Below are 23,928 nucleotides of genomic sequence, written 5' to 3'. Positions count from 1 at the left end.
TCCGGACATGACCCAAACCATCCGCCAGGGCTCCCAGGCCGGCGCAGCCGGCACAGAAGCAGCCGGCACAGCGGCGTCCGTCACCGACGCGCCCGGCACCCCGCACGGCATCACCGGAAAGGGACTGAAGGGCGGGCAGCTGGGCCTCCTCGCCGTCGTCGTCCTTGGCATTTCCACCATCGCACCGGCCTATACGCTCACCAGCGCCCTTGGCCCCACCGTAAACGAGGCCGGGCTGCAGCTGCCCGTCATTTTCCTCATCGGTTTCATCCCCATGATCTTGGTGTCCCTGGCCTACAGGGAACTCAACGCCGACTCGCCGGACAGCGGCACTACCTTCACGTGGGTCACCAAGGCCTTCGGCCCGTGGGTGGGCTGGATGGGCGGGTGGGGACTCCTCGCCGCGAACATTATCGTGCTGTCTAACCTGGCAGCTGTGGCAGTGGACTTCTTCTACCTGTTTCTCGCCCAGCTCACGGGCGCACCGGAGCTTGCCGACCTCGCCGCCGACAAGCCCTTGAACGTCGCCACCTGCTTCGTGTTCGTGGCCCTGGCTGTCTGGGTCAGCTACCGCGGCCTGCACACCACCAAGATCGTCCAGTACGGCCTGGTGGGGTTCCAGCTGCTCGTGCTGGGACTGTTCGTGGCCATGGCCTTCGCCAACTGGTCGTCCTCGGAAACCTCCATCCCGTTCAGCTGGGAATGGTTTGACGTCACAAAGATCGAGACGTTCGGGCAAATTGCCGCGGGGATTTCGCTGTCCATCTTTGTGTACTGGGGCTGGGATGTCTGCCTCACCGTGAACGAGGAAACGGCCAACGGCAAGAAGACCGCGGGCATCGCCGGCACCCTCACCGCCGTCGTTGTCCTGGGCATCTACTTGCTGGTCACTATCGCCACCATGATGTTCGCGGGCGTGGGCACTGAGGGCGTCGGGCTGAACAACGAAGAGAACCACGCGAACATTTTCACCGCGCTGGCGTCCCCCATCATGGGCCCGTTTGCCATCCTCATGTCCCTGGCGGTCCTGTCCAGCTCGGCGGCGTCCCTGCAGTCCACCTTCACCTCGCCGTCCCGAAGCCTGCTGGCCATGGCGCACTACGGCGCCCTGCCGAAACCGTTCAGCCACATGAGCAAGAAGTTTGCGACGCCGGGCTTCGCCACGGTTGCCGCAGGCGTCCTCTCCGCGGGGTTCTATGCGGTGATGCACGTGGTCAGCGAAAACGTCCTGAACGACACTATCCTGGCCCTGGGGCTGATGATCTGCTTCTACTACGGGCTGACGGCATTCGCGTGCGCCTGGTACTTCCGGAACAGCGTCTTCAGCAGTGTCCGCCACTTCGTCCTGCGGCTGCTCTGCCCGCTCCTGGGCGGACTGGGGCTGCTGGTGGTCTTCCTGCAGACGGCCGCGGACAGCTGGGCGCCGGAGTTCGGCAGCGGATCAGAGATCTTCGGCGTGGGGCTGGTCTTCGTCCTCGGTGTGGGAATCCTCGCCCTGGGCGCCGTGTTCATGCTCATCATGGCCAGGCTGCGTCCCGGGTTCTTCCGCGGCGAAACCATCCGCAAGGACACTCCTGCCCTGGTGGTCCCGGAGTAACTCCGGGGCCACCAGGGTCAGACCACCAGGGGCATCAGTGCCAGGGAACCAGGCGCGGGCAGGTCACCAGTAGTGGGCAACGTCAACCACGATCCGCGAGCCCGCTCCGGGTCCGTCCAGGGTGAACACCCTGAACGGCAGTCGTCCGCGGACGCCCAGACCCATGGTCGAGTAGCCCTCGAAGCTTCCGGCCCAAGCCACTTGCCGGAAGGTCTGGTAGCCGCCAACGTTGGTCAGTTCATTCTTGTCGGCCGGGCTGTATGTGGACTTGCCGCCGTCGTCATATGCCGGTGAATTGACGGTGATCTGGAGGAATGCCCGCCCCCGCAGGGGAACCGGCAACCCCGAACCGTCCTGCACAACAGTGGGGACGTACCGCACCGTGTAGCCCTTCACCGGACCGTTGAGGTCAACCACCAGGCGGTCGAAGCAGTAATGCTGCCCGGTCCGCACGTTGGTGACCTTCCCGGTTCCCATAGTGGCTTCGGATTTCGCCAGCGACCCCCACACCAGACCGCAGTAGGACGCCGATGCCGGCGCCGGCGCCACCAGGCCGAGCCCGGCAGCCATCAGGATCGCCGCCAGCCATACTTGGAATTTCTTCATTTCAGCCACCTCGGAAGTGATGAGATAACTCAAGCGTAGGAGCCGTGACAGGCTAAAACGAGGGCCGAAATCCCTTCGGCGCCCAACTGTTAAATTGCGGTTGCGCAGATTACGGGACGGTTATTCAGCGGCGCATTTGGCGGCACTCAGGGGCTTTCCGGAAGGTCATTGGACACGCTTCCGTAATGCCGGATAACGACGAGGCGCCGGCGGGCCTCACGGCTCGCCGGCGCCTCTCGATGCCGTGCTTCTGAAATTGGGGCGGGTGCTGGAAGCTGCCTAGCCTTCGCAGTCGCGGCAGTACTTCATGCCGTTCTTTTCGCGGGCAACCTGGGACCGGTGACGGACGAGGAAGCACGAGGAGCAGGTGAATTCGTCGGACTGCTCGGGGACAACGGTGACCGTGAGTTCTTCGCCGGAAAGGTCCGCCCCGGGAAGGTCAATTCCCTCAGCCGTGTCGTTCTCATCAACGTCGATGACGGCGGTCTGGGCTCCGCCGCCGCGGGACGCCTGAAGGGCCTCCAGTGATTCAGCGGGAGACTCTTCTTCTGTCTTGCGTGGGGCGTCGTAATCGGTAGCCATTGCGTGGTTCACTTTCGTTGCTGCGCAGCGCCATTTCAGGCACCTCAGTGAAGCAGTTTAGGACATTATGCCGGTTGTTGAAGAAAAGTGTGTTCAACCCGACAAATCGGACCGTTACCGGCCGGTTCCAAGCTCCCTGGAAAGGCAGGCCAGCGGCTATCCCTCGCTTGCCGCGGCAGCCTTCTCCCGGTGCGCGATCGCCGCATGATCGGCCGCAATGGACACGCCGCTGAGCGCCGGCAGCCAGCCCCACCTGGTGACGTCGGCGATCGCGGCATTGCCCTGTTCCCACGCACCTTGTTCCCAGGCGCCGTCGCCCGACGGGGAGGCAGCAGGCAAGGTCCGGGCTTCGAACCATGAAGCGATTCTGGTGAACAGGCGTGATGTCATAGCCCCAAAGTAGGCGCCCCGTGTTGTGGGCACGTTTCGCCGGAGTCTCCGCGGCGTTACTTTTCCGGGACGGGGGCGCTCTGGCGGTCCGTGCACCTGGGCCTGGACCCTGACGAGTCGGAGGGAACCAAGGGCAGCGTGAGCGTTCCTTTCGGGGATTTCAAGAAGGTCCACCGTTGCGCGGCAATTTCAGGGAACGGTCTTCAGGGACGGACCCTACGCCACGGGCCACACAACCAGGGTCTTCCAGGTGGCCGGATCGGGCTCCCTGGCGGGGTCGCTCAAGTAGTATTCCCACATTGAGTCGGCCGGGCTGAATCCCTCTTCCTTCATCCGCGCCTGGATGGCGTCGTACGTGGCACTCAGCGTGTCGTACGGACCGGTGTGGGTGGCTTCGAAGGCCTGGCACGCCGGCAGGATTCCGGCCGCCACTCCTTCTGACCCGGTGAAGGGCGCTGCCACCGGAAATCCCGCCTCGACGTCGACCGTGTCGGTGGGCATGCCCCGGTACAGGCCGAAGGGCGGCCCGGCAATCTGCACGGCCTGGTTCTGGGCTGCGGCCATGACGGCGCCAAAGGCGCGTCCAAAGAACGGGGGTAGCTCGCCCATGGGCACTTTTTCGCGGACGACGGCGGTGGGCTGCTCGGGGCGTTGGACCAGCCGGATGCCGGTTTTCTCTTGGCTCATACGCCTAGGTTGCGCGGTGTGAACGGAACAGCGTAGAGGCAAACGACCCTTGGCCTGGCGCTGGGACTTCCTGGGTCTTGTCAGTTTTCGACCATCACTGACACGTCGGCCAAATATTTCGCTTCGGCCATGGTGTTCATATTTCTCCGATCAGGGCCGCGGCGGTGCATTCCGGACCGTAGCCGACTGTTCTATCGGGAGCCCTGCCGCCTTCCACTCGGGGAAGCCGTCCTCAAGCCTTGTGGCGAGGCGCCCTTCGTCCGTGAGCAGCCGCACGGCCTCGTCCGCATATAGGCAGTATGGTCCGCGGCAGTAGGCGACGATTTCGCTCCCCTGGGGAACCTCGCGCAGTCGAGACTTAACGTCCGAGAAGGGCACGGAAAGCGCCCCCGGGATATGTCCGGCTTCGTATTCTGCCTGCGGCCGCACGTCCAGCACAACGACGTCGCCCTGCCGCAGCCATAGCAGCAGTTCGTCACGCGTGATCATGCTCAGGTCGGCGCGGTTGCCGACGTAGGCACGGACGAGATCGCCCAGCTCCCCCGAATGCGCTTCGGCTGCCTCCCGAAGTGCTCGCCATAGCCGCTCCACTGCGGGGCTGGCAAGCGAGTAATAGATCCTCGTCCCCGACCGTCGGGAGTAGACGATGCCGGCACGCAGCAGGCGCTGCAAGTGCTGGGATGTGTTGGCCATACTCTGGTGGATCTCTGCGGCCAGCTCCTCAACCGACCGTTCGCCTTGCCCCAGGATATCGATCAGCTGCGCCCTTCTGCCGTTCCCCAACGCCTTTGCAGCTTCGACGAGGGCTTCGAAGAGCGCATCCTTTTCCTGCTGGTTGCCCACTCACCCTCCTCCTATTCAAGAGTTCTCTTGACAAGCCTACCGTCAGAGGATTCTTATTCAAGTACCTACTTAAATTAAGAAAGGGGGTGGTGGCCGTGTCCACCATCCAAGCTCCCAAAGGAGAAAAGTCCCGCCTCCGGACAGGAGCCGCTCTCATGACGCTGGCCGGGTTGGCCTTCGTGGGTTACGCCGTAATCTTCCTTGTACTCAACTTCACGGACGCCTTCCTCGAGCTGGGCATCGGCCCCGAACAAGTGGACAAGGGGAGGGCGGAAATCGAGGCGTTCAGCCCTCAGCTGTATCACTACATCAGCCATCTGCACATCGCGGTCAGCGGCTTCATCGCTGCGACCGGGCTGGCCGTCGCAGGCCTGTCCTGGTATGGAGTGCGCCGCGGAGAACGGTGGGCCTTTGCCACAGCCGTTATCGTCCCGGTCGTCGGACTCGCCGTTGCCCTCCCCGCGCACTACCCATGGGGTCTGGCCACGCTTGGTCACCTCGGCCTGATCTACCTCGCCGTTCTCATTTTCCTGGTAGGGGTCGTGGCAGCCTACAGCGGAATGCGAAGCTCCACGATGACACGCCACTGACACTCGATGACCCGGAAACAGTCCGTCGGGGAATATAAGGAGGCCTTCGACACGACCGCGGTGCTCAGCGCCTTCGATGCAGCCAGCCCGGAAGCGCAATCGCCGACGCAGGTTAAGTCCGGCGCCGATACGGGTGAGCAAAGGGTGGGTCCACGACCTGAAAAAAGCAAAAGGCCCCTGCCCTGCGGCGCTACAACCACAGGTCAAGCCACAGTGGAGCCCCCTGTCGGATTCGAACCGACGACCCCCGCTTTACAAGAGCGGTGCTCTGGCCAACTGAGCTAAGGAGGCGTGCCTGTTTCTGCCCGACGGATCAGGCGCAACGAGCGGCACTGGATGCAGTGCTAGATAAGGTTAGCCCAAGGACGCCCCGCTGGTAAAAACGGCAGTGGCCCGGTGCCGGATGGTTCCGGAACCGGGCCACTGGCCTGATGCGCGAGGGTGGTTGTTAGCCCTTGGCGTCGATTGCGGCCTGGATGAACGGGATCAGGTCGGTATTGGCGGAGTCGCCCTTGCCCCACTGCTTGCCGTCCACGAAGGCAGTCGGAGTGCCGGTCACACCGATGGCAGCAGCCTCCTGCGTGGCCACCTTTACGTAGGGCCGGTATTTCTTCTCTTCCACACACGTGTCGATGCTCTTGGCGCCCACGTCCGTGGCCATCTTCTTCAGATCGTCGTCCGAAAGGCCGGCACTGCCTTCCGCGGGCTGCTTCTCGAAGAGAGCGTTGACGAAGTCGGAGTACTTTTCGGGCGATTCGTTGACTACGCAGGCCGCAGCGTTGGCCGCGCGGGAGGAGTAGTTGGTGGTGGACTGCAGGTCCAGGAAGCCGAGCGGCCTGTACTCCAGCGAGATCTTGCCTTCGTTGCGGAGGCTGGTCAGCTGTTCGTTGTAGGTGGTTTCAAACCGCTTGCAGACGGGGCAGATGAAGTCGATATAGACGACCACCTTCACAGGCTTGCCGGCTTCCGCCTCAGCACCGGGTGCCTTCACCTCTGCAGGCGGCGTTTCCGGCTTAGACGGGACGTCCTTCACGTTCACCGCAGCGGGATCGGACTTCACTACCTCGGAGTTTGCCAGCAGCGTCACGCCGCCGTGGATGTTGCCGTTGGCCGGAGTGGGGCCTTCGTCTGCCACGGGAGCGTTGTTCCTGATGTTGGAACTGACTACCAGTGCAACGATTGCGAGGATGGCTACGACGGCCACCACAATGCCCCAGCCGATGAGGAGTTTATTGCGCTTGTCCTTCTTCAGCTGCGCCTCACGGATTTCACGGGCTTTCTCGCGGGCCTCGGCAGTGCGTTCTGCTTTGGACTTGCGGGGTTCGTTTGCGGCGCTCATCAGTTCCTCGGGTCGATCGGCCAGGTGCGGACCACATCAGTGGCAACTTTGTCAGTTTAGGGGAGAAACCTGAGAGCTTGCGCCTTCAACTTTCCGTCCGTCTGCCCAACGGATGGATAGCACGGAAGATTCCAGCCGACTAGGGTTGACTTCGAGCCATTAGCAACCCAAGGGGCACCAATGCACACTAGGCACCGTGACAAATCCGAAGCAACCGCTGAAGGAAAACCCGCGCGCGGCGGCGGCCACGAGGCTGCCGCGCTGTACGACTTCATGGTGGTGTCCAACCGGCTCCCGGTTGACCGCTGCGCACCGGAGGACAGGGGTTGCGAGGACGGCTGGCGCAGGTCTCCCGGCGGCCTGGTGACCGCACTGGCCCCGATGATGACCAAGACCGACGGCGCGTGGGTGGGCTGGCATGGCGCCCCGGATGAGACCGTCAAGCCCTTCAGCCACGGCGGAATGGACCTGGTCCCGGTGCAGCTGAGCACGGACGACGTCGAGCTCTTCTATGAGGGCTTTTCCAACGCCACGCTCTGGCCGCTGTATCACGATGTGATTGCGCCGCCGGAATTCCACCGGACCTGGTGGGATTCATACCGTAAGGTCAACCGGCGGTTCGCTGACGCCGTCGTGCGGCACGCCGACCAGGGGGCCACCGTCTGGGTGCAGGACTACCAGCTACAGCTGGTCCCCAAGATGCTCCGCGAAGCGCGCCCGGACCTCAAGATCGGGTTCTTCAACCACATCCCTTTCCCTCCGCCGGAAATCTTCGCCCAGCTTCCCTGGCGCCGGGCCATTATTGACGGCCTCCTCGGCGCCGACCTGGTGGGCTTCCAGCGCCCCAGCGATGCCGGCAACTTCATGCGTTCAGCCCGCCGCTTCCTCGGTGCCAGCGTCAAGCAGCAGCAGGTGCACGTCAAGGGACCGGACGGGGCAACAACCCACATTGCCCGGGCGCAGGCGTTCCCCATCTCCATCGACGTCAAGCAGATCAGCGAACTGGCCCGAAAGCCGGAGATCATCGAGCGCGCCCACCAGATCCGCCGGGACCTCGGCAATCCGAAGACCATCCTCCTCGGCGTCGACCGCCTCGACTACACCAAGGGCATCCGGCACCGGCTCAAGGCCTACGAGGAACTGCTGGCCGACGGCAAGGTCACGGTGGAGGACGCGGCCCTGATCCAGGTGGCAAGCCCCAGCCGGGAGCGGGTGGAGCAATACCGGCTGCTGCGTGAAGAGGTGGAGGGCACCGTGGGCCACATCAACGGCACCTATGACACCATGCAGAACACGGCAGTGCGCTACCTGCACCACAGCTACCCCATCGATGAGATGGTGGCACTGTACCTGGCGGCCGACGTCATGCTGGTCACGGCACTGCGTGACGGCATGAACCTGGTTGCCAAGGAATACGTGACCGCCCGCACCAACAACGACGGCGCCCTGGTGCTCAGCGAATTCGCCGGGGCCTCGGACCAGCTCAAGCAGGCCTTACTGATGAACCCGCACGACATCGACGGCCTCAAGGACACCATCATGCGGGCCGTCAACATGCAGCCCGCCGAGGCGGCCCGCCGGATGCGGTCCATGCGCAAGCAGATCCTGGACCACGACGTCGATCACTGGTCAGCCGACTTCCTTGCAGCGCTCAAAGAGAAAGTGGTCCGCGATGACACCTGATGCAGCCCCGGGCAAGACGCCCCTCACGCTTCAGCCGGAACTCCTGGCGGCCCTCAAAAAGGTGGCCGCCACCGAGCACCTCCTGGTGGCCATGGATTTCGACGGAACAATCTCCCCGCTGGTTGACCACGCGGCTGATGCCCGTCCCCTCCCCCGGTCCGCCGCCGCCTTCGCCGCCCTTGCGGTCCTCCCGCGAACGACGACGGCACTCATCTCGGGCCGGGCCCTCGCCAGCCTCCGGGCGGTCGCTTCGCCGCCGCCCGAGACGCTCCTCATCGGCAGCCACGGGGCCGAAGCCTGGCTGGGACCGGGTTCTTCCGAACTCACCCTGGACCCGGACCAGCTGACGCTGTTGGCAGAAGTCCGCCGCGTCCTTGAAGAGATCGTGGAACAGGCGCCGGGCACCCTGCTGGAGGACAAGCCGGCCGGCGTCGTGCTCCACACCCGCCTGGCCGCCGACGACGTGGCCGAAGACGCCGTCGCCGCAGCCCGCGCAGCCCTGCAGGACCGGCCGGACGTGCACCTGAAGAACGGCAACCGCGTGCTGGAGACGTCCGTCGTTCACGCTTCCAAGGGTGAGGGCATGGCCTTCCTGCGCCAGGCGACCGACGCCACAGCGGTGGTGTTCGCCGGAGACGACACCACCGATGAAGACGCCTTGGGCCGGCTGTATCCGGGCGACGTGGGCGTCAAGGTGGGGCTCGATTTCACGCAGGCGCAGTTCCGCGTGGAGGCGCCCGTGCACATCGCCGAGCTGCTGGAAACACTGCTCCGTGAGCGCACCCTGGCCCTGGCGGAATCCGCATAGCCGCCCGCGTAAATCCACGCTCCGGACGGACACCGTCACCAATCTCACATGTGACGCCCGTAACATTTGCACCCAAATGCATAAAATCTGACATACTCTGTTTGTGATGTGGCGCACAGACACCGTGCGGCGTCACGCGATACTCCTCGGCTTCGGCCGGGGAGTACACGGCTGAAAGACCGTGGACAACTGAATAAACATGAACCATTCACAACGGATCGTCCGGCACGTACCTGCCGGTGAAGGGATTGATAACTGTGGCTACAGTTACTTTTGATAACGCAACACGTCTGTACCCGGGCACCGATAAGCCCGCCGTCGATAAGCTCAACATCGACATCGCCGATGGCGAATTCCTGGTCCTCGTTGGACCCTCCGGCTGCGGCAAGTCCACCTCCCTGCGCATGCTCGCAGGTCTTGAGGACGTCAACGCAGGCCGCATCCTCATTGGAGACCGCGACGTCACGGACGTTCCGCCGAAGGACCGCGACATCGCGATGGTCTTCCAGAACTACGCCCTGTACCCGCACATGACCGTTGCGGACAACATGGGCTTCGCGCTGAAGATCGCCGGCGTCAGCAAGGAAGAGCGCGCCGAGCGTGTCCGCGAAGCAGCCAAGCTTCTTGACCTCGAGCCGTACCTGGACCGCAAGCCGAAGGCACTCTCCGGCGGTCAGCGCCAGCGTGTCGCCATGGGCCGCGCAATCGTGCGTAACCCGCAGGTCTTCCTCATGGATGAGCCGCTCTCAAACCTCGACGCCAAGCTCCGCGTCCAGACCCGTACGCAGATCGCATCCCTGACCCGCCGCCTGGGCGTCACCACCGTCTACGTGACCCACGACCAGGTCGAGGCCATGACCATGGGTGACCGCGTGGCTGTGCTGAAGGACGGCCTGCTGATGCAGGTTGACACCCCGCGCAACCTCTACGACAAGCCCAAGAACGTCTTCGTTGCCGGCTTCATCGGCTCCCCTGCCATGAACCTGCTGGAACTCCCCGTCGTCGACGGCGGCGTCCAGTTCGGCGGAACCGTGTACCCGGTACCGCGCAACATCCTCGAAGAAGCCCACGGCGCCACCGTCACCCTCGGTTCACGCCCGGAGGACCTGGAGCAGGTCGCCGCCGGTGAAGGCCTTCAGGTTGAGGTTGACGTCGTCGAAGAACTCGGCGCCGACGCCTACGTCTACGGCCACACCACGCTGGACGGCAAGAGCCACGACATCGTGGCACGCGTCGACGGCCGCCGTCCCCCGATGAAGGGCGAATCCATCTACGTTCGCCCGCAGTCCGGACACGTGCACCTGTTCGACACCAAGACCGGCCTGCGCCTCGGCGACTAGCCTTTAGCACTGAACGGCGGCGGCCCCTCCTCACTGGACGGGCCGCCGTCGTGATTTAAGCGCGGTTTCCTGACGTTTGTTTAGGCCGCCTGCCCCTACGTACGGAAGAATTGGCACATGACCGAGGAAAGCAACGCCCAATGGCACGACGAACCCACCGACTACGGCCAGATCGGCAAACTACCTCGGTTTGAAGCGGCCAGCGCCAACGACGACAAGAGTTCCAACGTCTCGAGCAACCTGAGCATCACCGCCGCCTCCGCTGATCCCGAACTCCTGGATCTGCCCTGGCACATCGCCCTGGAGGACTGGCCCGCGGAATACCTCGCAGCTCTCCCCCGAGGCATATCCCGGCACATCGTGCGCTTCGCGCACCTGGGCGGCTCGGTGATCGCGATCAAGGAAACGTCCGAACACGTGGCCCGCCACGAGTACCACATGCTCCGCAAGCTGGCGCGCCTGGACGTACCCTGCGTCGAGCCCGTAGCCGTTATCACCGGCCGCACCACACCGGACGGCCGGCCGCTGAATCCGGTGCTGGTCACGCGGCACCTGAAGTTCTCCATGCCCTACCGCGCGCTTTTCTCACAGATGCTCCGCAAGGACACCCTCACCCGGCTGATCGATGCCCAGGCGCTGCTGATGGTTCGCCTTCACCTGATCGGCTTCTACTGGGGCGACGTTTCGCTCTCCAACACGCTCTTCCGGCGCGACGCCGGCGCTTTCGCTGCCTACCTCGTGGACGCCGAGACGGGCGAGCTGTACCCGGACCTGTCCACCGGCCAGCGCGAGTACGATCTCGAGATCGCCCGGGTCAACATCGCCGGCGAGCTGATGGACCTGCTGGACGGCGGTTTGATCGAAGAAAAAGTGGACCCGGTGGCCACCAGCGAACTCATCATGGACAGCTACCGGAGGCTCTGGACCGAGCTTACCGAGAAGGAATCCTTCGAGATCGGCGAACGCTGGCGCGTGGCAGCCCGGATCCGGAAACTCAACGAGCTGGGGTTCGACGTTGAGGAATACGCGATCAAGACCACCCAGAACGGCTCCACCATCCAGCTCCAGCCCAAGGTGGTGGACGCCGGCCACCACCAGCGCCGCCTGCTGCGGCTGACCGGGCTGGACGCCCAGGAGAACCAGGCCCGTCGCCTGCTCAACGACATGGATTCGTTCCGCGCGGACAACAACCCCTCCATGGATGAGGAATACAGCGCCCACTTGTGGGTCAGCCAAATCTTCGAGCCCATTGTCCGTTCGATTCCCCGCGACCTCTCCGGCAAGCTCGAACCCGCCGAAGCCGTCCACGAAGTGCTGGAACACCGCTGGTACATGTCCGAGAAGCAGGAACGGCACATTCCGCTGGCGGAGGCCGTGCAGTCCTACATCGACTCCATCCTCCGGCACCGCCGCGACGAAGCAGCGATCATGCTCAACCCGGACACCGAGCTGCTCAAGATCCTCGAAGTGGAAACCGAGCAGTCCCGGTACGGCGACGAGGACATCGACGAATACCCCGACTCCGACGACTAACGTCGCCGGCCCCCTAGATCGCTTTCCCGGGGTTCAGGATGCCGGCCGGATCAAAGAGATGTTTGATCCGGCGCTGCAATTCCCGGACGGGTTCCGGCTGTTCCAGGCCAAGCCACCGCAGTTTGTACTGCCCGATCCCGTGCTCGCCGGTGATGGTTCCGCCCATGGCCAGGGCCACCGTGATTGATCTGTCCAGGCATTCGCCCAGCCGCTGCATGGCGTCGGCGTCCACCTGGTGGTCCACGCGGTCCACCCAGAAGGTCGGGTGCAGGTTGCCGTCGCCGGCGTGCGCCACCACTTTGAGCTGCACGTCGTGGGCCACGGCCATGGCTTCAAGTTCGCCGATGTAGTCCACAAGCCGCGAGCGCGGCACGGCCACGTCCTCCCCCACCCGGTATTCGTCGTCCACTTCAACGCCGCGGCTGTTCCGCCGGAGTTCCACCAGCTGTTCGGCTTCCGCGCTGGCCTCAGTGGTCACTGTGGCTCCGCTGGCGGCAAGAACCTCGCGGACCACATCGGCTTCCGCCGCCGCCCCGAAGCCGTCCGTCTGGATCAGCAGGAGCGAGGCTCCACGGGTGCTGAGGTCCGAGCCATGGATCTCATCGAGCTGACGCAGCGAACCGCCGTCGAGCAGCTCCATGATGGCGGGCTGCACGCGCGCTTTCCCCACGGCCAGGACACCCGCCGCGGCACTGCGGAAGTCCGGGTAGAACGCGGCAATGGTGTGCACTTCACGGGGAAGGTACTTCAGCCGCAGCGTCGCCCCGACCACAATGCCGAGCGTTCCTTCCGAGCCAACGAACAGCCCGGTCAGGTCGTAGCCGGCAACACCCTTGAACGTCTGGTGCCCGGTGTGAATGAGGGAACCGTCTGCCAAGACAACGTCGAGGGCCAGCACGGAATCGCGGGTGACGCCGTACTTGGCGCAGCGCAGGCCACCGGCGTTGGTGGCAACATTGCCGCCGAGAGTGGACGTGCGGAAACTCGCGGGATCCGGGGCATACATCAGCCCGTGCACCGCTGCTGCGTCGTTGAGGGCCGCGTTGATCACGCCGGGTTCGACGACGGCGGTCTCGTCGTCCGGGCTCAGGGCGAGGATGCGGTTCATGCGTTCAAGGCTCAGCACGATGCACCCCGGGCTGGCGTGGGCACCGCCGGAAACCCCGGTGCCGGCCCCGCGGGCAACAATGGGCGCACTGTGCTTGGCGCAGGCACTGACCACAGCCTGGACGTCCGCGACTGTTTCGGCCCAGACGACGGCCAGCGGCAACTGGTAGTCGACAACCGGTGCCTGGTCCACGGCGTAACTGGCCAAGGTCGTTTTGTCCACGGCCAGCTTGCCGGGCTCCAGGATGGTTTTGAGCTCGTCAACAATGTTGCTCATGCGGCCTCCAGGTCCGTCGAATCCGGCCTCCAGTCTAAACGGGCGGACCCTGCATCCCTGCTGCTGAGCCCGCAGCAGCTTCAGCTCCCGGTGCCCGGGTACCGGGTACCGGGTACCGGGTACCGGGAAGCACCCAGACCGCCGCCGCGGCCTCGCCCGCGCTGATCCGGGTTCCGGCAGCCCATGCACCTGTATACGCGGTGACGTCACCTGTGCTGAAGGCCGGATCGGCGGCGAGGGCGGCGAACTGGGCCGGAGACAGTGCGCCGGCGGCGAGATCCGCCCTCGCGGCGGCGCGAGCCACGAACACCACGACAGCACTCTCCGCCGTCTCCCGTACATAGGCGAGCGCGTCGCCGTCGGCATACAGCCAGCGGATGCCGCCCTCCGTGAGCGCCGGCTGCCCACGGCGCAGGGATGCCAGGGACGAATAGCTGGGGCGGAGGTCCGCCTCGACCCGGCGGGGGTCGTCCCACGGCATCGGCGTCCTGGCGTCTTCGCCATTGTGCCCTTTAAGTCCGAACTCGTCTCCCGCGAAGACCACCGGAACACCCGGAAGGGTGAACATCATGACGGCCCCGAGCAGCTGCCCGCCGTCAATCATCACCGTGGCTGCACGGGCGGTGTCGTGGCTGTTCAGGGCGTTCATGTTCTGGAGCCGGAGGTCCCAGCTGAAGGCTGCCGCCAGGTCCAGGTGGGTGGCGAGGAAATCCTCGGCACCCATCCGGTTGGGCCCGGCAAGGGGGGTGCCGAAGAAATTGACGTGCGCGGCGTCCCCTGCCAGCCAGGACCACAGCGGACGGGTGAAGTTGGCGTAGGTCATAGCGCCGTGCCAGTGTTCGCCGGTGAAGTCCGGTGCGGCATCGTTGGTGGCTTCGGCCAGCAACGCGGCTTCGGGGTTGATATCCCGGACCCGGTCCGCGATAAGCCGCGCCACCTCCCGGTTGAGGTCCGTGGCGCCCAGCCTGCCGGTCATGTTGCCGACGTCGATCCGCCAGCCGTCCAGGTTGAACGGGGGCCTGAGCCAGCGCGCCACCGGGGAGTCATCGTCCAGGACGAACTTGTGTTTTAGCTCCTCGGAGGACCAGTTGAGCTTGGGCAGCGACGCAACACCGTACCAGGCCTCGTAGTTCCGGACGCCCTGCTCCCCGGTGCCCGGCTTGGTGCCCGGCTCCGCGGTGCCCGGCTTGGTGCCCGGCTCCTTGGACTCCGGCTCCTTGGCATCCGTGAAGTAGTAGTAGCCGGTTTCAACGGATGCCGGATCGGCCAGCGCACGCCGGAACCACTCGTGGGCATCGCCGGAATGATTGGCGGTGAGGTCGCCCAGCACTTTGATGCCGCGGGCGTGTGCTGCTTCCACCAGTTTCACGAGGGCGCTCTCCCCGCCGAGCAGCGGATCCACCGCGTTGAAGGTGGAGGCGTCGTAACGGTGGTTGGAACGCGCCGGGAAGAACGGCGTCAGGTAGATGATGTCGGCGCCGAGTCCCTGGATATGGTCCAGCTTTTCGGCCACCCCCGTGAGGTCGCCGCCGTAGAACTGGAACGGCGTGGCCGGCCCGGTTCCCTCCACGGGCGTGCGGTCCCAGCCGGAAGGGATGGCCCAGTCAGGCGCCGGATGCGAGTCGGCGTCCGCGGAGCGCGCGAAGCGGTCCGGAAACACCTGGTACATCGTTCCCCGGCGCAGCCACTGGGGAGCGGCGGGGAACGAGGTCAGCCGGAAGTCCGCGTAGTCGGAGACGTCGCGGCGGAACAGTCCCTGCGCGTTGAGGCTCCAGTACCCCGGGCTGCCGGCCGCTGTTCCGCTGCCGAAAGTCCCGGTGCCAGGCGTCCCGCCGTCGTACTCGCCGGCCGCGACTTCCAGCAGGAAGCGGTACCGCGCCACCGGGTTGGTGACCGTCATTTCCGTTTCCCACCAGGTCCAGCCGTCCGACTCCCCCAGGCTGCGGGCGGCGTCGTACCGCGGCTCGCCGTCCTGGACCGACCGCACCCAGACCCGGGCGGCATGCCCCCACGCTGCGGGGACCCTCATGCGGAGCCGGGCAGTATCGCCCAGTGCAGTGCGCCGGGGCGCATGCAGCGGCGAACCGTCGTGGTGCGGGAGGGGGCCGGGTGGGACCGGACCGGGCTGGAGGAATGCCGCCATGCTCAGCCCTTGACCGAGCCCTGGGTGAGGCCGCTGACGATGTAGCGTTGCAGGAACAGGAACAGTGCCATCACCGGGACGGCGGCGAGCACGGCGCCGGCGGCGAAGACCCCCCAGTTCTCCGAGCGCTGCTGGGCGACAAAGGAGTAGAGTCCGACGGCGAGCGTCTGGCTGTCCGGGTCCGTCAGCACTACGCTGGCGATCACGAATTCGCTGGAGATGCCGATGAAGGCAAGCAGCCCCACCACTGCGAGGATCGGCGTGACCAGGCGCAGGATGATGCCGAAGAAGATCTGCACGTGGCTGGCGCCGTCAATCTTTGCCGCCTCGTCCAGGGACTGCGGAACGGTGTTGAAGAAGCCGTACATGAGGTATGTGTTCACCCCGAGGGCGCCGCCGAGGTACACCATGATCAGGCCGAGCTGGCTGCCCAGGCCCAGGGCCGGAATGACCTCGGAGATCCCGCTGAGCAACAGGAAGATGGCCACCACGGCCAACAGTTGCGGGAACATCTGGAGCAGCAGCAGGCTCAGTAGTCCTATCCGGCGCCCCTTGAAGCGCATGCGGGAAAATGCGTAGGCGGCCATGGCGCCCAGGAACACCGTCGCCGCGGAAGTCACCACACCAACCACCATGGTGTTCACGAACCAGCGGCCGAAGGGCCGGGACGGGTCGTTGAACAAGGCGGTGAAGTTGCCGAGGTCGAGTTTGCTGAAAAGCGCATTCGAGCCCACGAGGGTACCGGTGGAGTTGAACGCGGCAGACAGTACATACAGCAGCGGGAAGATCGCGAAGATGGTCACTGCGATTCCTACGAGATGACGCCACCCTTTGTCCTTGAACCAGACACCGAACGTGCGCCGCCGGTGCAACAGCCTCAGCTGATCGACATCGGTGGTCCCGGCTGCGGTGCCCGCTGCGGCGAGGGTGGAGCCTGGGGCGGGAGCCGCCGTCGTGCGGGTGCGTGCCGTTGACCCGTTCATGAGTTCACGTCCTCGAGTGCTTTGGTCTGCTTGAAGCTGATGGCCGAAACAGTGGCCACGATGATGAAGATGATGATCGCCAGGGCGCTGGCGAGGCCGTAGTCACGGCCGGTGCCCTGCCCGAAGGCAACCTTGTATACGAGGGTGATCAGGATGTCGGTGGCTCCAATGTCCCGGTCGGTGTCGGCGAAGCGCGGTCCGCCACCGGTGAGCATGTAGATCACATTGAAGTTGTTGAAATTGAAGGCGAACGAGGAAATCAGCAGCGGTGCAATGGAGACCAGCAAGAGCGGCAGCTTGATGGACCGGAACACCCGCCACGGGCCGGCTCCGTCCATCCGGGCAGCTTCGTCGAGTTCGGTGGGCAGCGACTGGAGGGCACCGGTGCAGACCAGGAACATGTACGGGAAGCCGAGCCACAGGTTGACCACCAGGACACTGACCTTGGCCAGCAAAGGGTCGGTGAGCCAGCCGATCGTGGCCCCGCCCAGAAGCGTCTGGTTGAGCCAGCCGAACTGCGGGTTGAGGATGCCGGACCAGACCAGGCCGGACAGGAACGCGGGGAACGCATAGGGCAGGATCATCAGGATCCGGTACACCTTCTTGCCGCGCAGGTCCTCGCGGTTGAACGTGACTGCCAGGAACAGTCCCAGCGCAAAAGTCAGTGCCACCGACGTGACGGCGAAGGTGAACGTCCACAGGATGACGCCCAGCAAAGGCCCTCGGAGGCTGGGATCGGTGAAGGCACGGGCGAAGTTTTCCATGCCGACGTCGATCTTCCAGCCCGTGGTGAGGGTTTCGCCGCTGCGGTCGGCGAAGGCGCCCCTGCCGTTGTCGCGGTAGACGGCCCCCGTATCGGTGTCGGTGAAGGTATCGGCCGCGGCGTCATACGTCAGCGCCGGCTTGAACTCGTAGGCGTTGCTTCCGTCTGCCGTGCGCAGGGTGCCGTCAGCCGGATTGTCCGAGACGGGCACGGTGATGGCCAGGATCTCCTGCTGGTTGGCGACGATTTCCTGGAAGGTCAGCGTCTGGTAGCCGTCGACGGAGTTGGCCTTACCCGTGGAATCGGTACCGGCGTCGGGCACTTCCTGCAGGGGCGTGCCGGTGCTGCCGATCGTGGCCTTGCCATCCGGATCGGTGAACAACAGGTAGAAGTCGTTGCCCTTGGTGAGCACCGCCGCCTTGTAGGCCGGCGAGTCCGGAACGCGTTTCTGGGCGGTGAGCTGGATGGCCGCGATGGCGTCATCCTTGGTGCTGTTGTGCCCGTCGCCGTAGTTGGTGAAGGCGATGTAGCCGCTGAAGAGCACCACGAAGACCTGGAACACCAGCAGGAACAGCACGCCCGGCGCCAGGTATTTGGCGGGCAGTCCCCCCTTGCGGAGGTAGATCCAGTTAATGGCCAGTACGACGGCGGAAGAGACCGCCAGCGCACCCCAGGACTGGCTGAGGAAAAGCATCATCAGGACATAGACGGCCAGGGCGTCCACCAGGCCCAGGAGCACGATCTTGGCCACGATTCCCCTGGTGGAATCCTGGCGGGAGCGGCTGCTACGGGCCCCGCCCGGCTGGTCTGGCGTGTTGCCCTCCCAGGTTGGCGAAGCTGCTGGCGACGGGGGCTGCGGGGAATCCTGGAAAAGATCGGTTTTGGGCATGGCTGTCTATGGTCCTTGGGAGAAGCGGGGCCGTGGAAATTGCGGGCGCAGCGAGGGCACTGCAGCAAGGCGGGGGCTGCAGCAGCCGGCCGGGCAGCATGAAGCTGCCCGGCCGGTGCTGTCGGGAGTAGACCGGAAAGGGGTCAGCCGGCGATTTTCGCCTTGATGCTGGCCGCCATCTTGGCCCAGTCGGCAGCAGGATCGCCCTGGCCCTTGATGAGGGCCAGTTCGGTGGCTCCCCAGTCGGCCCAGACCGCACTCATTTCCGGGATGGCCGGCATGGGCACACCGGTGGCACCGATCTTGCCGAACGCTTCCACGACGGGGTCGCTGGCAGCCTTCTCGAAGGACGCCTTCAGCGCCGGCGGGCGGCCGCCGGCCTTGTACATGGAGTCCTGGGCCGCTTCCGAGGTGAGGTAGTTGGTCACGAACTCGTTGGTGGCCAGGGCGTTGGCGCTCTTGGCGCTGATGAAGAAGCCATTGACGCCGATAAACGGCTGGGCAGGCTTGTCACCGGCGGTCGGCAGGGCGTCCACGGCAAACCTGATGCCCTTCTTCTGGACGTCCGGAACATTCCAGGGGCCCGTCAGGAAGTACGGTGATTCGCCGGCCAGGAATTTCTCCTTGGCGATGTCCCCGGTGATGTTGGAGTTGATGATCTTCTCACCGGTATCGCCCCAGGCCACAAGCTTCTTGGCGAACTCGACGCCGGCCGCGTCGCCGATCAGGAGCTGCTTGGGGTCGTAGCCGCCGTCGGCTGCCTGGCCGAAGACCTGCGAACCCATGGAGGCCTGCAGCGGGTAGAGGTGGTACGGGTCACCCTGTTTGGGATCCATGCCCACGAGGAACGGGAACTTGGCTTTGCCGTCCGCCACGGCCTTCTTGCCGTTGGCCACCACTTCATCCAGGGTTGCCGCGCTCTCGGCCACGAGGTCGGTGTTGCGCAGCAGGGCAATGTTCTCGATGGCGTACGGGACGCCATAGACGGAACCGTTGAACGTCATGGCCTTGACGGAGGAGTCCTGGAAGGCCGAGGACTTGTCGCCGAGTTCGATCGGAGCGATCACGCCGTTCTGGACAAACTTGCCCACCCAGTCGTGCGGGCCCACGATCAGGTCCGGACCCTTGCCCGTGGGGACCTGGGTGATGAAGTCATCGCGGACAGCGGCGAAGTCTTTGACAACCAGCTTCACTTCGATGCCGGTATCGGCCTGGAACTTGGCGGTGATGTCCTTGAGTGCCGGTGACCGTTCGGCGTCGACCCACATGGTGATGGTGCCGGCGCCGGCGGATTTCAGATCCGGCTTGGCGGTGGTAGTGGCCGGCGACGTGGCGGCCGCGCCCCCGCAGGCGCTGAGCGCCAAGGCTGCCACGACGGACAGCGCGCCTGCCGTAAAGACGCGGCGGCTGGTCCCGCTCGTGAGGGTGTTCTGCACCTTCATTGGTGTCCCTTTCATAAAAAATCCTGCATCCACGCGTCGGCCCCTGGGGCCCTGTGGCATCGTCGGTGATGTGGCTCACAGCTGCAAGCGCTTCCAAAGTACACGGAATGACCCATGTTGGAAAGTCACCCTACTCGGCAGTAGCTGTTTGGGCAAAATGGAGCGCCGCCGGCCACGGCCCCAAGCTGACGCGCCGAAACGCCGATAATTAAGGACTGAAGCGGAAGGCCTCCCCAGCGCAGTGAGGCGCACGTCACAATTGGAAGCGTTTTCAATTTGGCGCGGTTCCGTTCTACGATTACCGGCATGTCCGTTGACTCAATGCTCAAAGCCCCCGCCGTAGCGGCCGGGCCGCTGACCCTGGTCCACACTGCAGATGAAGCTGCCGGCTGGTGGCGCTCCGCGGTGATTTATCAGGTTTATCCGCGGTCTTTCCGGGACCTGAACGGGGACGGAATCGGCGATCTGGCCGGCATCACCGCCGAACTCCCCCAGCTGGCCCGGCTTGATGTGGATGCCGTCTGGCTGTCGCCGTTCTACCGCTCACCGCAGAAGGATGCCGGATACGACGTCAGCGATTACTGCGACGTGGATCCGCTTTTCGGCACTCTGGCCGACTTCGACGCCATGATGGCGCAGGCAGCCCGCCTGAACCTGCGCGTGATCGTGGACCTCGTTCCCAATCACTGTTCGGACCAGCACGCCGCTTTCCAAGCCGCCCTCGGCGCCCCCGCGGGCAGTCCGGAGCGGGACATGTTCATCTTCCGGGACGGCCGCGGACCCTTTGGCGAAGAGCCTCCCAACAACTGGGAATCCCACTTTGGCGGACCGGCCTGGACACGTATCGCTGAACCGGACGGCCGGCCGGGGCAGTGGTATCTGCACCTCTTCGATACTTCCCAGCCGGACTTCAACTGGGACAACCAGGCAGTCCACGATGAGTTCGAACGGGTGCTGCGTTTCTGGCTGGACCGTGGTGTCGCCGGATTCCGCGTGGACGTTGCACATGCCTTGGTGAAGGCTCCCGGGCTGCCTGAATGGGGTGGCCGGGCAGATGGCAACAGCTGTGACGGCTACCCTGGCCACGATGCCCCGATGTTCGGCCAGCCTGCCCTGCATGACATCTACCGGGCATGGCGCCGCATCCTGGCGGAGTACGGTCCGGACCGCATCCTGTGCGCCGAAGCCAACGTGGACCCGCTGCCACGTCTGGCCGACTGGGTCCGCCCGGACGAAATGCATCAGGCGTTCAATTTTCCCTACCTCCATGCGGTTCTTGACGTCCACCGCCTGCGCGGCGTGATCACGGACTCGCTGGTGGCGCTGGACGCCGTCGGTGCGCCCAGCACGTGGGTGCTGTCCAACCACGACGTCGTCCGCCACGCCACCCGTTTCGGCTACGACGGCCCGGCACCGCGCGACGGCGACGGGATCGGCACCTTTGACCGTCAGCCCGACTTTGCGCTGGGCCGGAAGCGGGCGGCGGCCGCCTCCATGTTTATGCTGGGGCTTCCCGGCGGGGCGTACCTCTATCAGGGCGAGGAACTTGGCCTTCCGGACGGCATCGACATCCCGGACAGCCAGCGCCAGGACCCCACCTTCGCGCGCACCGGTGGAGAGCGGCTGGGCCGCGACGGCTGCAGGGTGCCACTTCCATGGCGCGCCGCGGAGCTCCACACCGGTTTCGGGTCCGGCCAGGACCCTTGGCTGCCGCAGCCGGCAAGCTTCGCCGAACTGGCACGCGACGTGCAGACTGCACAGCCGACGTCGCATCTGAACCTCTACCGCCGGATGTTGGCGATACGGAGGCAGTTGGACCTGGGCCGGGGCTCGCTGGCCTGGCTGGAAAGCTGGTGCAGCGATACGTCGCTTGCCTACGTCAACGGCACCACGCTGGTGGTAATGAACGCGGGGCAGGATCCTATGGACCTCCCGCCGGGGCGTGTGCTGCTGCGCAGCTCCCCGGAGTCAGCTGAGCATTCGGCGTCACCGGAAACGTACGACGGCGGTCATCAGCTAGGCTCGGGTGAGACGGTCTGGTTGAACCTTCCAATTGGGTGATCCGGCTGTCGTTGAATTAGCAGTGAGGAACACGGAGAACTGAACATGCCCGGCATCAAGGACGTAGCTGAGCGTGCGGGCCTATCCATCGCCACCGTGTCGCGGGCGCTGAGCGGCAAAGGCAACGTCTCGCCCCGCAGCCGCGAACGCGCGCAGACAGCGGCGGCGGAGCTCGGTTTCGTGTTGTCGTACCATGCCTCCAGCCTGGCTTCAGGCCGGAACCACAATGTGGGAGTGGTTGTTCCTTCGGTCCACCGCTGGTTTTTCTCGTCGGTGGTGGAGGGAGTGTCCGCGACACTGCTCGACGCCGGCTACGACCTGACCTTGTACAACGTCAGTGAAGGGCCCGACCGCCGGCACAGTGTTCTGAACGATTTTCTCCTGCGAAAACGGGTGGATGCGGTCATCGCTGTGTCGCTCGAACTCAGTGAAGCTGAAATACAGCAGCTGCTCGCCATCCATCGCCCGATCGTGGGAATCGGCGGACCGTTGCCTGGTGCCTCCACCATTCGGATCAACGACTCCGGCATTGCCGAGGCCGCAACCAACCACCTCCTCCGGCTGGGACACACCCGGATCGCCCATATGACCGGCGACGCCTCCTATCAGCAGGACTTCCGGCTCCCCGGCACGCGACAGGGCGGCTTTGAAAAAGCCATGGCGTCTGCCGGCGTTGCAGTCCGCCCTGAATGGCAGGTCTCCGCCGACTTCACCATCCAGGGGGCCTATGCGAGTGCCCGGCAACTGCTTGGCGGAGCTTCCGAACGGCCCACGGCGGTGTTCGCGGCGTCGGATGAGATGGCCATCGGAACCATCCTGGCCGCACGTGACTTCGGCCTGCGGATTCCGTACGACTTGTCCGTCATCGGTATTGATGGCCATGAGCTTGGTGAGGTGTTCGGGCTGACCACTATCGACCAGGACGCCCGTGGCCAAGGGGCATTGGCGGTCCGGCTGCTGCTCGCCGGGCTTGAGAACGCTGCCGACGGCGGCGCAACGGACACTGAGTTCCCCACCAAGTTCGTGGTCAGGTCCAGTACCTCCGTCCCACCGGCAGATGTAGGGCCAAAGTGCTAAGTTCTTCCTCCTACAACTCCCGCTCCATGACGAATTCCTTCTTGGCAGGATCCAGTGCGTAGGCTTCCCTGCGGCCAGTGTCATGAAAGCTGTGGCGTGTATAGAAGCGAAGGGCACGGGTGTTGTCCTCGTGTACCCCGAGCTGCAACAGCCCGGCACCCAGCTCGCTAGCTGCAGCTTCAACCGAATGGCCCAGAAGCTTGTCCGCAAGCCCGCTGCCTCGGTATGCCGCAGCCACATAGACACTGATCAGCATGGCCTGACGCGGCCGGTCGATGTCTTGGGGATGTTTGACCACCACACGCATCAGCGCGCAAAAACCGTTGGCCCCTGAGTCGTCCTCAGCCACGAACGTCACACTGCCCGGGGCAGTCATCGCAGCGGCGCGGCTCCGCCATTGACCTTCAGTCTGCGCCTGGGCCGACACCAGCGATTCGACATACGCAGTGGGCGTGTCTGACAGCATCTCCAGCCGTACGGCCCGTAGCGACTGCCATTCGCCCTCGGTCATGCGGCGGACCCTAACCAACGGCACCACCCATGAACCGAACAAAGCGGGCAAGTACGCCCGGCCAACCTGCATCGTATTCCGCCCGAGCCCTGGCTGGGTCTTCCGCGCCTTCCCAACCGTCGTGCACCAGCCGGAGCTCGGTGCCCCCTTCCACGGCCCTAAACGCAACGCGAAGCTCAGTGGACCACAACGCCGTGGTCCCGGGGTGCCAGCTGGCGTGGAAAGACAGCGGTGGCTGCCAGTCGTCTATGGTGCCCCAGACCGCGGTGCGGCCATCGTCGGCGGTTTCCAACACCAGGTTCTCTTCGAATTCAACGTAGGAGCCCGCGCCGAACACGCTGTGATCCTCGAGGGGCCACCATAGGTGGGTGTGTTCGGTGAACCCGATGAACACTTTGGAGACCGGCCCGGGCACCACCACGGTGTGCACGATGGCGCCGAGGGCATCCACGGGATCCGATGCTTCGTCGGCCGGGGAAGCGTGGCTAAAGAGGTTGTCCATGGTCAACAACTTTACCCGGACGCTGTCCCACCCAGGTTCTGCGGGAGGGCCCGAGGGGCGGGGGTGTGGTGTTAGGGGTGGTTTAAATGCGGGAGAGCCCCAACCGTGTGGTTGGGGCTCTCGACCTGAATGGTGTTCCGGCGGTGACCTACTCTCCCACACCCTCCCGGGTGCA

Annotated in this window: 21 protein-coding genes and 1 tRNA gene; 8 read left to right on the top strand and 14 right to left on the bottom strand. The window is 64.8% G+C overall.

The annotated features are described in order from the left end of the window. Nucleotides 1-7 precede the first annotated feature (7 nt). Nucleotides 8-1,597 (top strand): APC family permease, encoded by a 1,590-nt coding sequence (locus ASF98_RS14350; RefSeq protein WP_055802963.1) that lies wholly within the window; start codon nt 8-10, stop codon nt 1,595-1,597. A gap of 63 nt (nt 1,598-1,660) precedes the next feature. On the opposite strand, the gene ASF98_RS14345 is transcribed toward ASF98_RS14350, so the two are convergent. The 5 genes from ASF98_RS14345 to ASF98_RS14325 all read right to left on the bottom strand — a co-directional run bounded on the left by ASF98_RS14345 (nt 1,661) and on the right by ASF98_RS14325 (nt 4,705). Continuing rightward, a complete protein-coding gene (locus ASF98_RS14345) occupies nt 1,661-2,203 on the bottom strand; it encodes an AMIN-like domain-containing (lipo)protein (RefSeq protein WP_055802962.1) in 543 nt (180 codons plus the stop codon). A gap of 279 nt (nt 2,204-2,482) precedes the next feature. After that, the gene (locus tag ASF98_RS14340; RefSeq protein WP_011690622.1) at nt 2,483-2,785 is read right to left on the bottom strand and encodes a DUF4193 domain-containing protein; all 303 of its coding nucleotides are present in this window, start codon (nt 2,783-2,785) and stop codon (nt 2,483-2,485) included. A gap of 156 nt (nt 2,786-2,941) precedes the next feature. Continuing rightward, the gene (locus tag ASF98_RS14335) at nt 2,942-3,175 is read right to left on the bottom strand and encodes a hypothetical protein (RefSeq protein WP_235505997.1); all 234 of its coding nucleotides are present in this window, start codon (nt 3,173-3,175) and stop codon (nt 2,942-2,944) included. A 216-nt stretch (nt 3,176-3,391) separates the two neighbouring features. Beyond that, nucleotides 3,392-3,862 (bottom strand): GyrI-like domain-containing protein, encoded by a 471-nt coding sequence (locus tag ASF98_RS14330; protein ID WP_055802932.1) that lies wholly within the window; start codon nt 3,860-3,862, stop codon nt 3,392-3,394. A gap of 150 nt (nt 3,863-4,012) precedes the next feature. Then, nucleotides 4,013-4,705 carry an ArsR/SmtB family transcription factor gene (locus ASF98_RS14325; RefSeq protein ID WP_055802930.1) on the bottom strand — a complete coding sequence of 231 codons (693 nt, stop codon included), beginning with the start codon at nt 4,703-4,705 and terminating at the stop codon, nt 4,013-4,015. A 95-nt stretch (nt 4,706-4,800) separates the two neighbouring features. On the opposite strand from ASF98_RS14325, the gene ASF98_RS14320 reads away from it, so the two are divergent. Further along, nucleotides 4,801-5,295, top strand: a complete 495-nt coding sequence (locus tag ASF98_RS14320; RefSeq protein ID WP_235505994.1) for a hypothetical protein — start codon at nt 4,801-4,803, stop codon at nt 5,293-5,295. A 214-nt stretch (nt 5,296-5,509) separates the two neighbouring features. Here the strand turns inward: ASF98_RS14320 and ASF98_RS14315 are convergent. Both ASF98_RS14315 and ASF98_RS14310 read right to left on the bottom strand, forming a co-directional pair. After that, nucleotides 5,510-5,586 (bottom strand) — tRNA-Thr (locus ASF98_RS14315). Between the two features lie 157 nt (nt 5,587-5,743). Further along, nucleotides 5,744-6,634, bottom strand: a complete 891-nt coding sequence (locus ASF98_RS14310; protein WP_055802928.1) for a DsbA family protein — start codon at nt 6,632-6,634, stop codon at nt 5,744-5,746. 180 nt (nt 6,635-6,814) lie between these two features. Between ASF98_RS14310 and ASF98_RS14305 the strand changes: the two genes are divergently transcribed. The 4 genes from ASF98_RS14305 to ASF98_RS14290 all read left to right on the top strand — a co-directional run bounded on the left by ASF98_RS14305 (nt 6,815) and on the right by ASF98_RS14290 (nt 11,998). Further along, complete coding sequence (locus ASF98_RS14305) at nt 6,815-8,317, top strand: alpha,alpha-trehalose-phosphate synthase (UDP-forming) (RefSeq protein ID WP_055802926.1); 1,503 nt, start codon at nt 6,815-6,817, stop codon at nt 8,315-8,317. Beyond that, entirely contained in the window at nt 8,307-9,125 is an 819-nt protein-coding gene (gene otsB / locus ASF98_RS14300; RefSeq protein WP_055802924.1) for a trehalose-phosphatase, read from the top strand. The genes ASF98_RS14305 and otsB overlap by 11 nt, the downstream gene beginning before the upstream one ends. 257 nt (nt 9,126-9,382) lie before the next feature. Further along, nucleotides 9,383-10,465, top strand: coding sequence for an ABC transporter ATP-binding protein (locus tag ASF98_RS14295; RefSeq protein ID WP_028271384.1), 1,083 nt, complete (start codon nt 9,383-9,385; stop codon nt 10,463-10,465). A gap of 117 nt (nt 10,466-10,582) precedes the next feature. Continuing rightward, complete coding sequence (locus ASF98_RS14290) at nt 10,583-11,998, top strand: DUF4032 domain-containing protein (protein ID WP_055802922.1); 1,416 nt, start codon at nt 10,583-10,585, stop codon at nt 11,996-11,998. Between the two features lie 13 nt (nt 11,999-12,011). On the opposite strand, the gene ASF98_RS14285 is transcribed toward ASF98_RS14290, so the two are convergent. The 5 genes from ASF98_RS14285 to ASF98_RS14265 all read right to left on the bottom strand — a co-directional run bounded on the left by ASF98_RS14285 (nt 12,012) and on the right by ASF98_RS14265 (nt 19,602). After that, the gene (locus tag ASF98_RS14285; RefSeq protein ID WP_055802920.1) at nt 12,012-13,382 is read right to left on the bottom strand and encodes an FAD-binding oxidoreductase; all 1,371 of its coding nucleotides are present in this window, start codon (nt 13,380-13,382) and stop codon (nt 12,012-12,014) included. Between the two features lie 34 nt (nt 13,383-13,416). After that, entirely contained in the window at nt 13,417-15,525 is a 2,109-nt protein-coding gene (locus tag ASF98_RS14280) for a glycoside hydrolase family 13 protein (RefSeq protein WP_082506858.1), read from the bottom strand. Between the two features lie 2 nt (nt 15,526-15,527). Beyond that, nucleotides 15,528-16,508: a sugar ABC transporter permease gene (locus ASF98_RS14275; RefSeq protein WP_156372416.1), complete on the bottom strand. Its 981-nt coding sequence runs from the start codon at nt 16,506-16,508 to the stop codon at nt 15,528-15,530. Beyond that, on the bottom strand, nt 16,505-18,160 hold the full coding sequence (locus ASF98_RS14270; RefSeq protein WP_055802919.1) for an ABC transporter permease subunit: 1,656 nt from the start codon (nt 18,158-18,160) through the stop codon (nt 16,505-16,507). The genes ASF98_RS14275 and ASF98_RS14270 overlap by 4 nt, the downstream gene beginning before the upstream one ends. 143 nt (nt 18,161-18,303) lie before the next feature. Beyond that, nucleotides 18,304-19,602 (bottom strand): sugar ABC transporter substrate-binding protein, encoded by a 1,299-nt coding sequence (locus ASF98_RS14265; protein ID WP_055802917.1) that lies wholly within the window; start codon nt 19,600-19,602, stop codon nt 18,304-18,306. Between the two features lie 306 nt (nt 19,603-19,908). Here ASF98_RS14265 and ASF98_RS14260 point away from each other — a divergent pair, with 306 nt between their 5' ends. After that, nucleotides 19,909-21,663: a glycoside hydrolase family 13 protein gene (locus tag ASF98_RS14260; RefSeq protein WP_235505992.1), complete on the top strand. Its 1,755-nt coding sequence runs from the start codon at nt 19,909-19,911 to the stop codon at nt 21,661-21,663. A 45-nt stretch (nt 21,664-21,708) separates the two neighbouring features. Beyond that, complete coding sequence (locus tag ASF98_RS14255) at nt 21,709-22,740, top strand: LacI family DNA-binding transcriptional regulator (protein WP_055802913.1); 1,032 nt, start codon at nt 21,709-21,711, stop codon at nt 22,738-22,740. 10 nt (nt 22,741-22,750) lie between these two features. On the opposite strand, the gene ASF98_RS14250 is transcribed toward ASF98_RS14255, so the two are convergent. Beyond that, on the bottom strand, nt 22,751-23,251 hold the full coding sequence (locus tag ASF98_RS14250; RefSeq protein WP_200939370.1) for a GNAT family N-acetyltransferase: 501 nt from the start codon (nt 23,249-23,251) through the stop codon (nt 22,751-22,753). A gap of 10 nt (nt 23,252-23,261) precedes the next feature. After that, nucleotides 23,262-23,753, bottom strand: a complete 492-nt coding sequence (locus ASF98_RS14245; protein ID WP_055802951.1) for an SRPBCC domain-containing protein — start codon at nt 23,751-23,753, stop codon at nt 23,262-23,264. Nucleotides 23,754-23,928: the final 175 nt, after the last annotated feature.

The sequence above is a fragment of the Arthrobacter sp. Leaf337 genome (assembly GCF_001423745.1).
Classification (GTDB): Bacteria; Actinomycetota; Actinomycetes; order Actinomycetales; family Micrococcaceae; genus Arthrobacter.
Note: the sequence above shows the minus strand (reverse complement) of the source record. Positions and strands in the feature narration are given on the sequence as shown.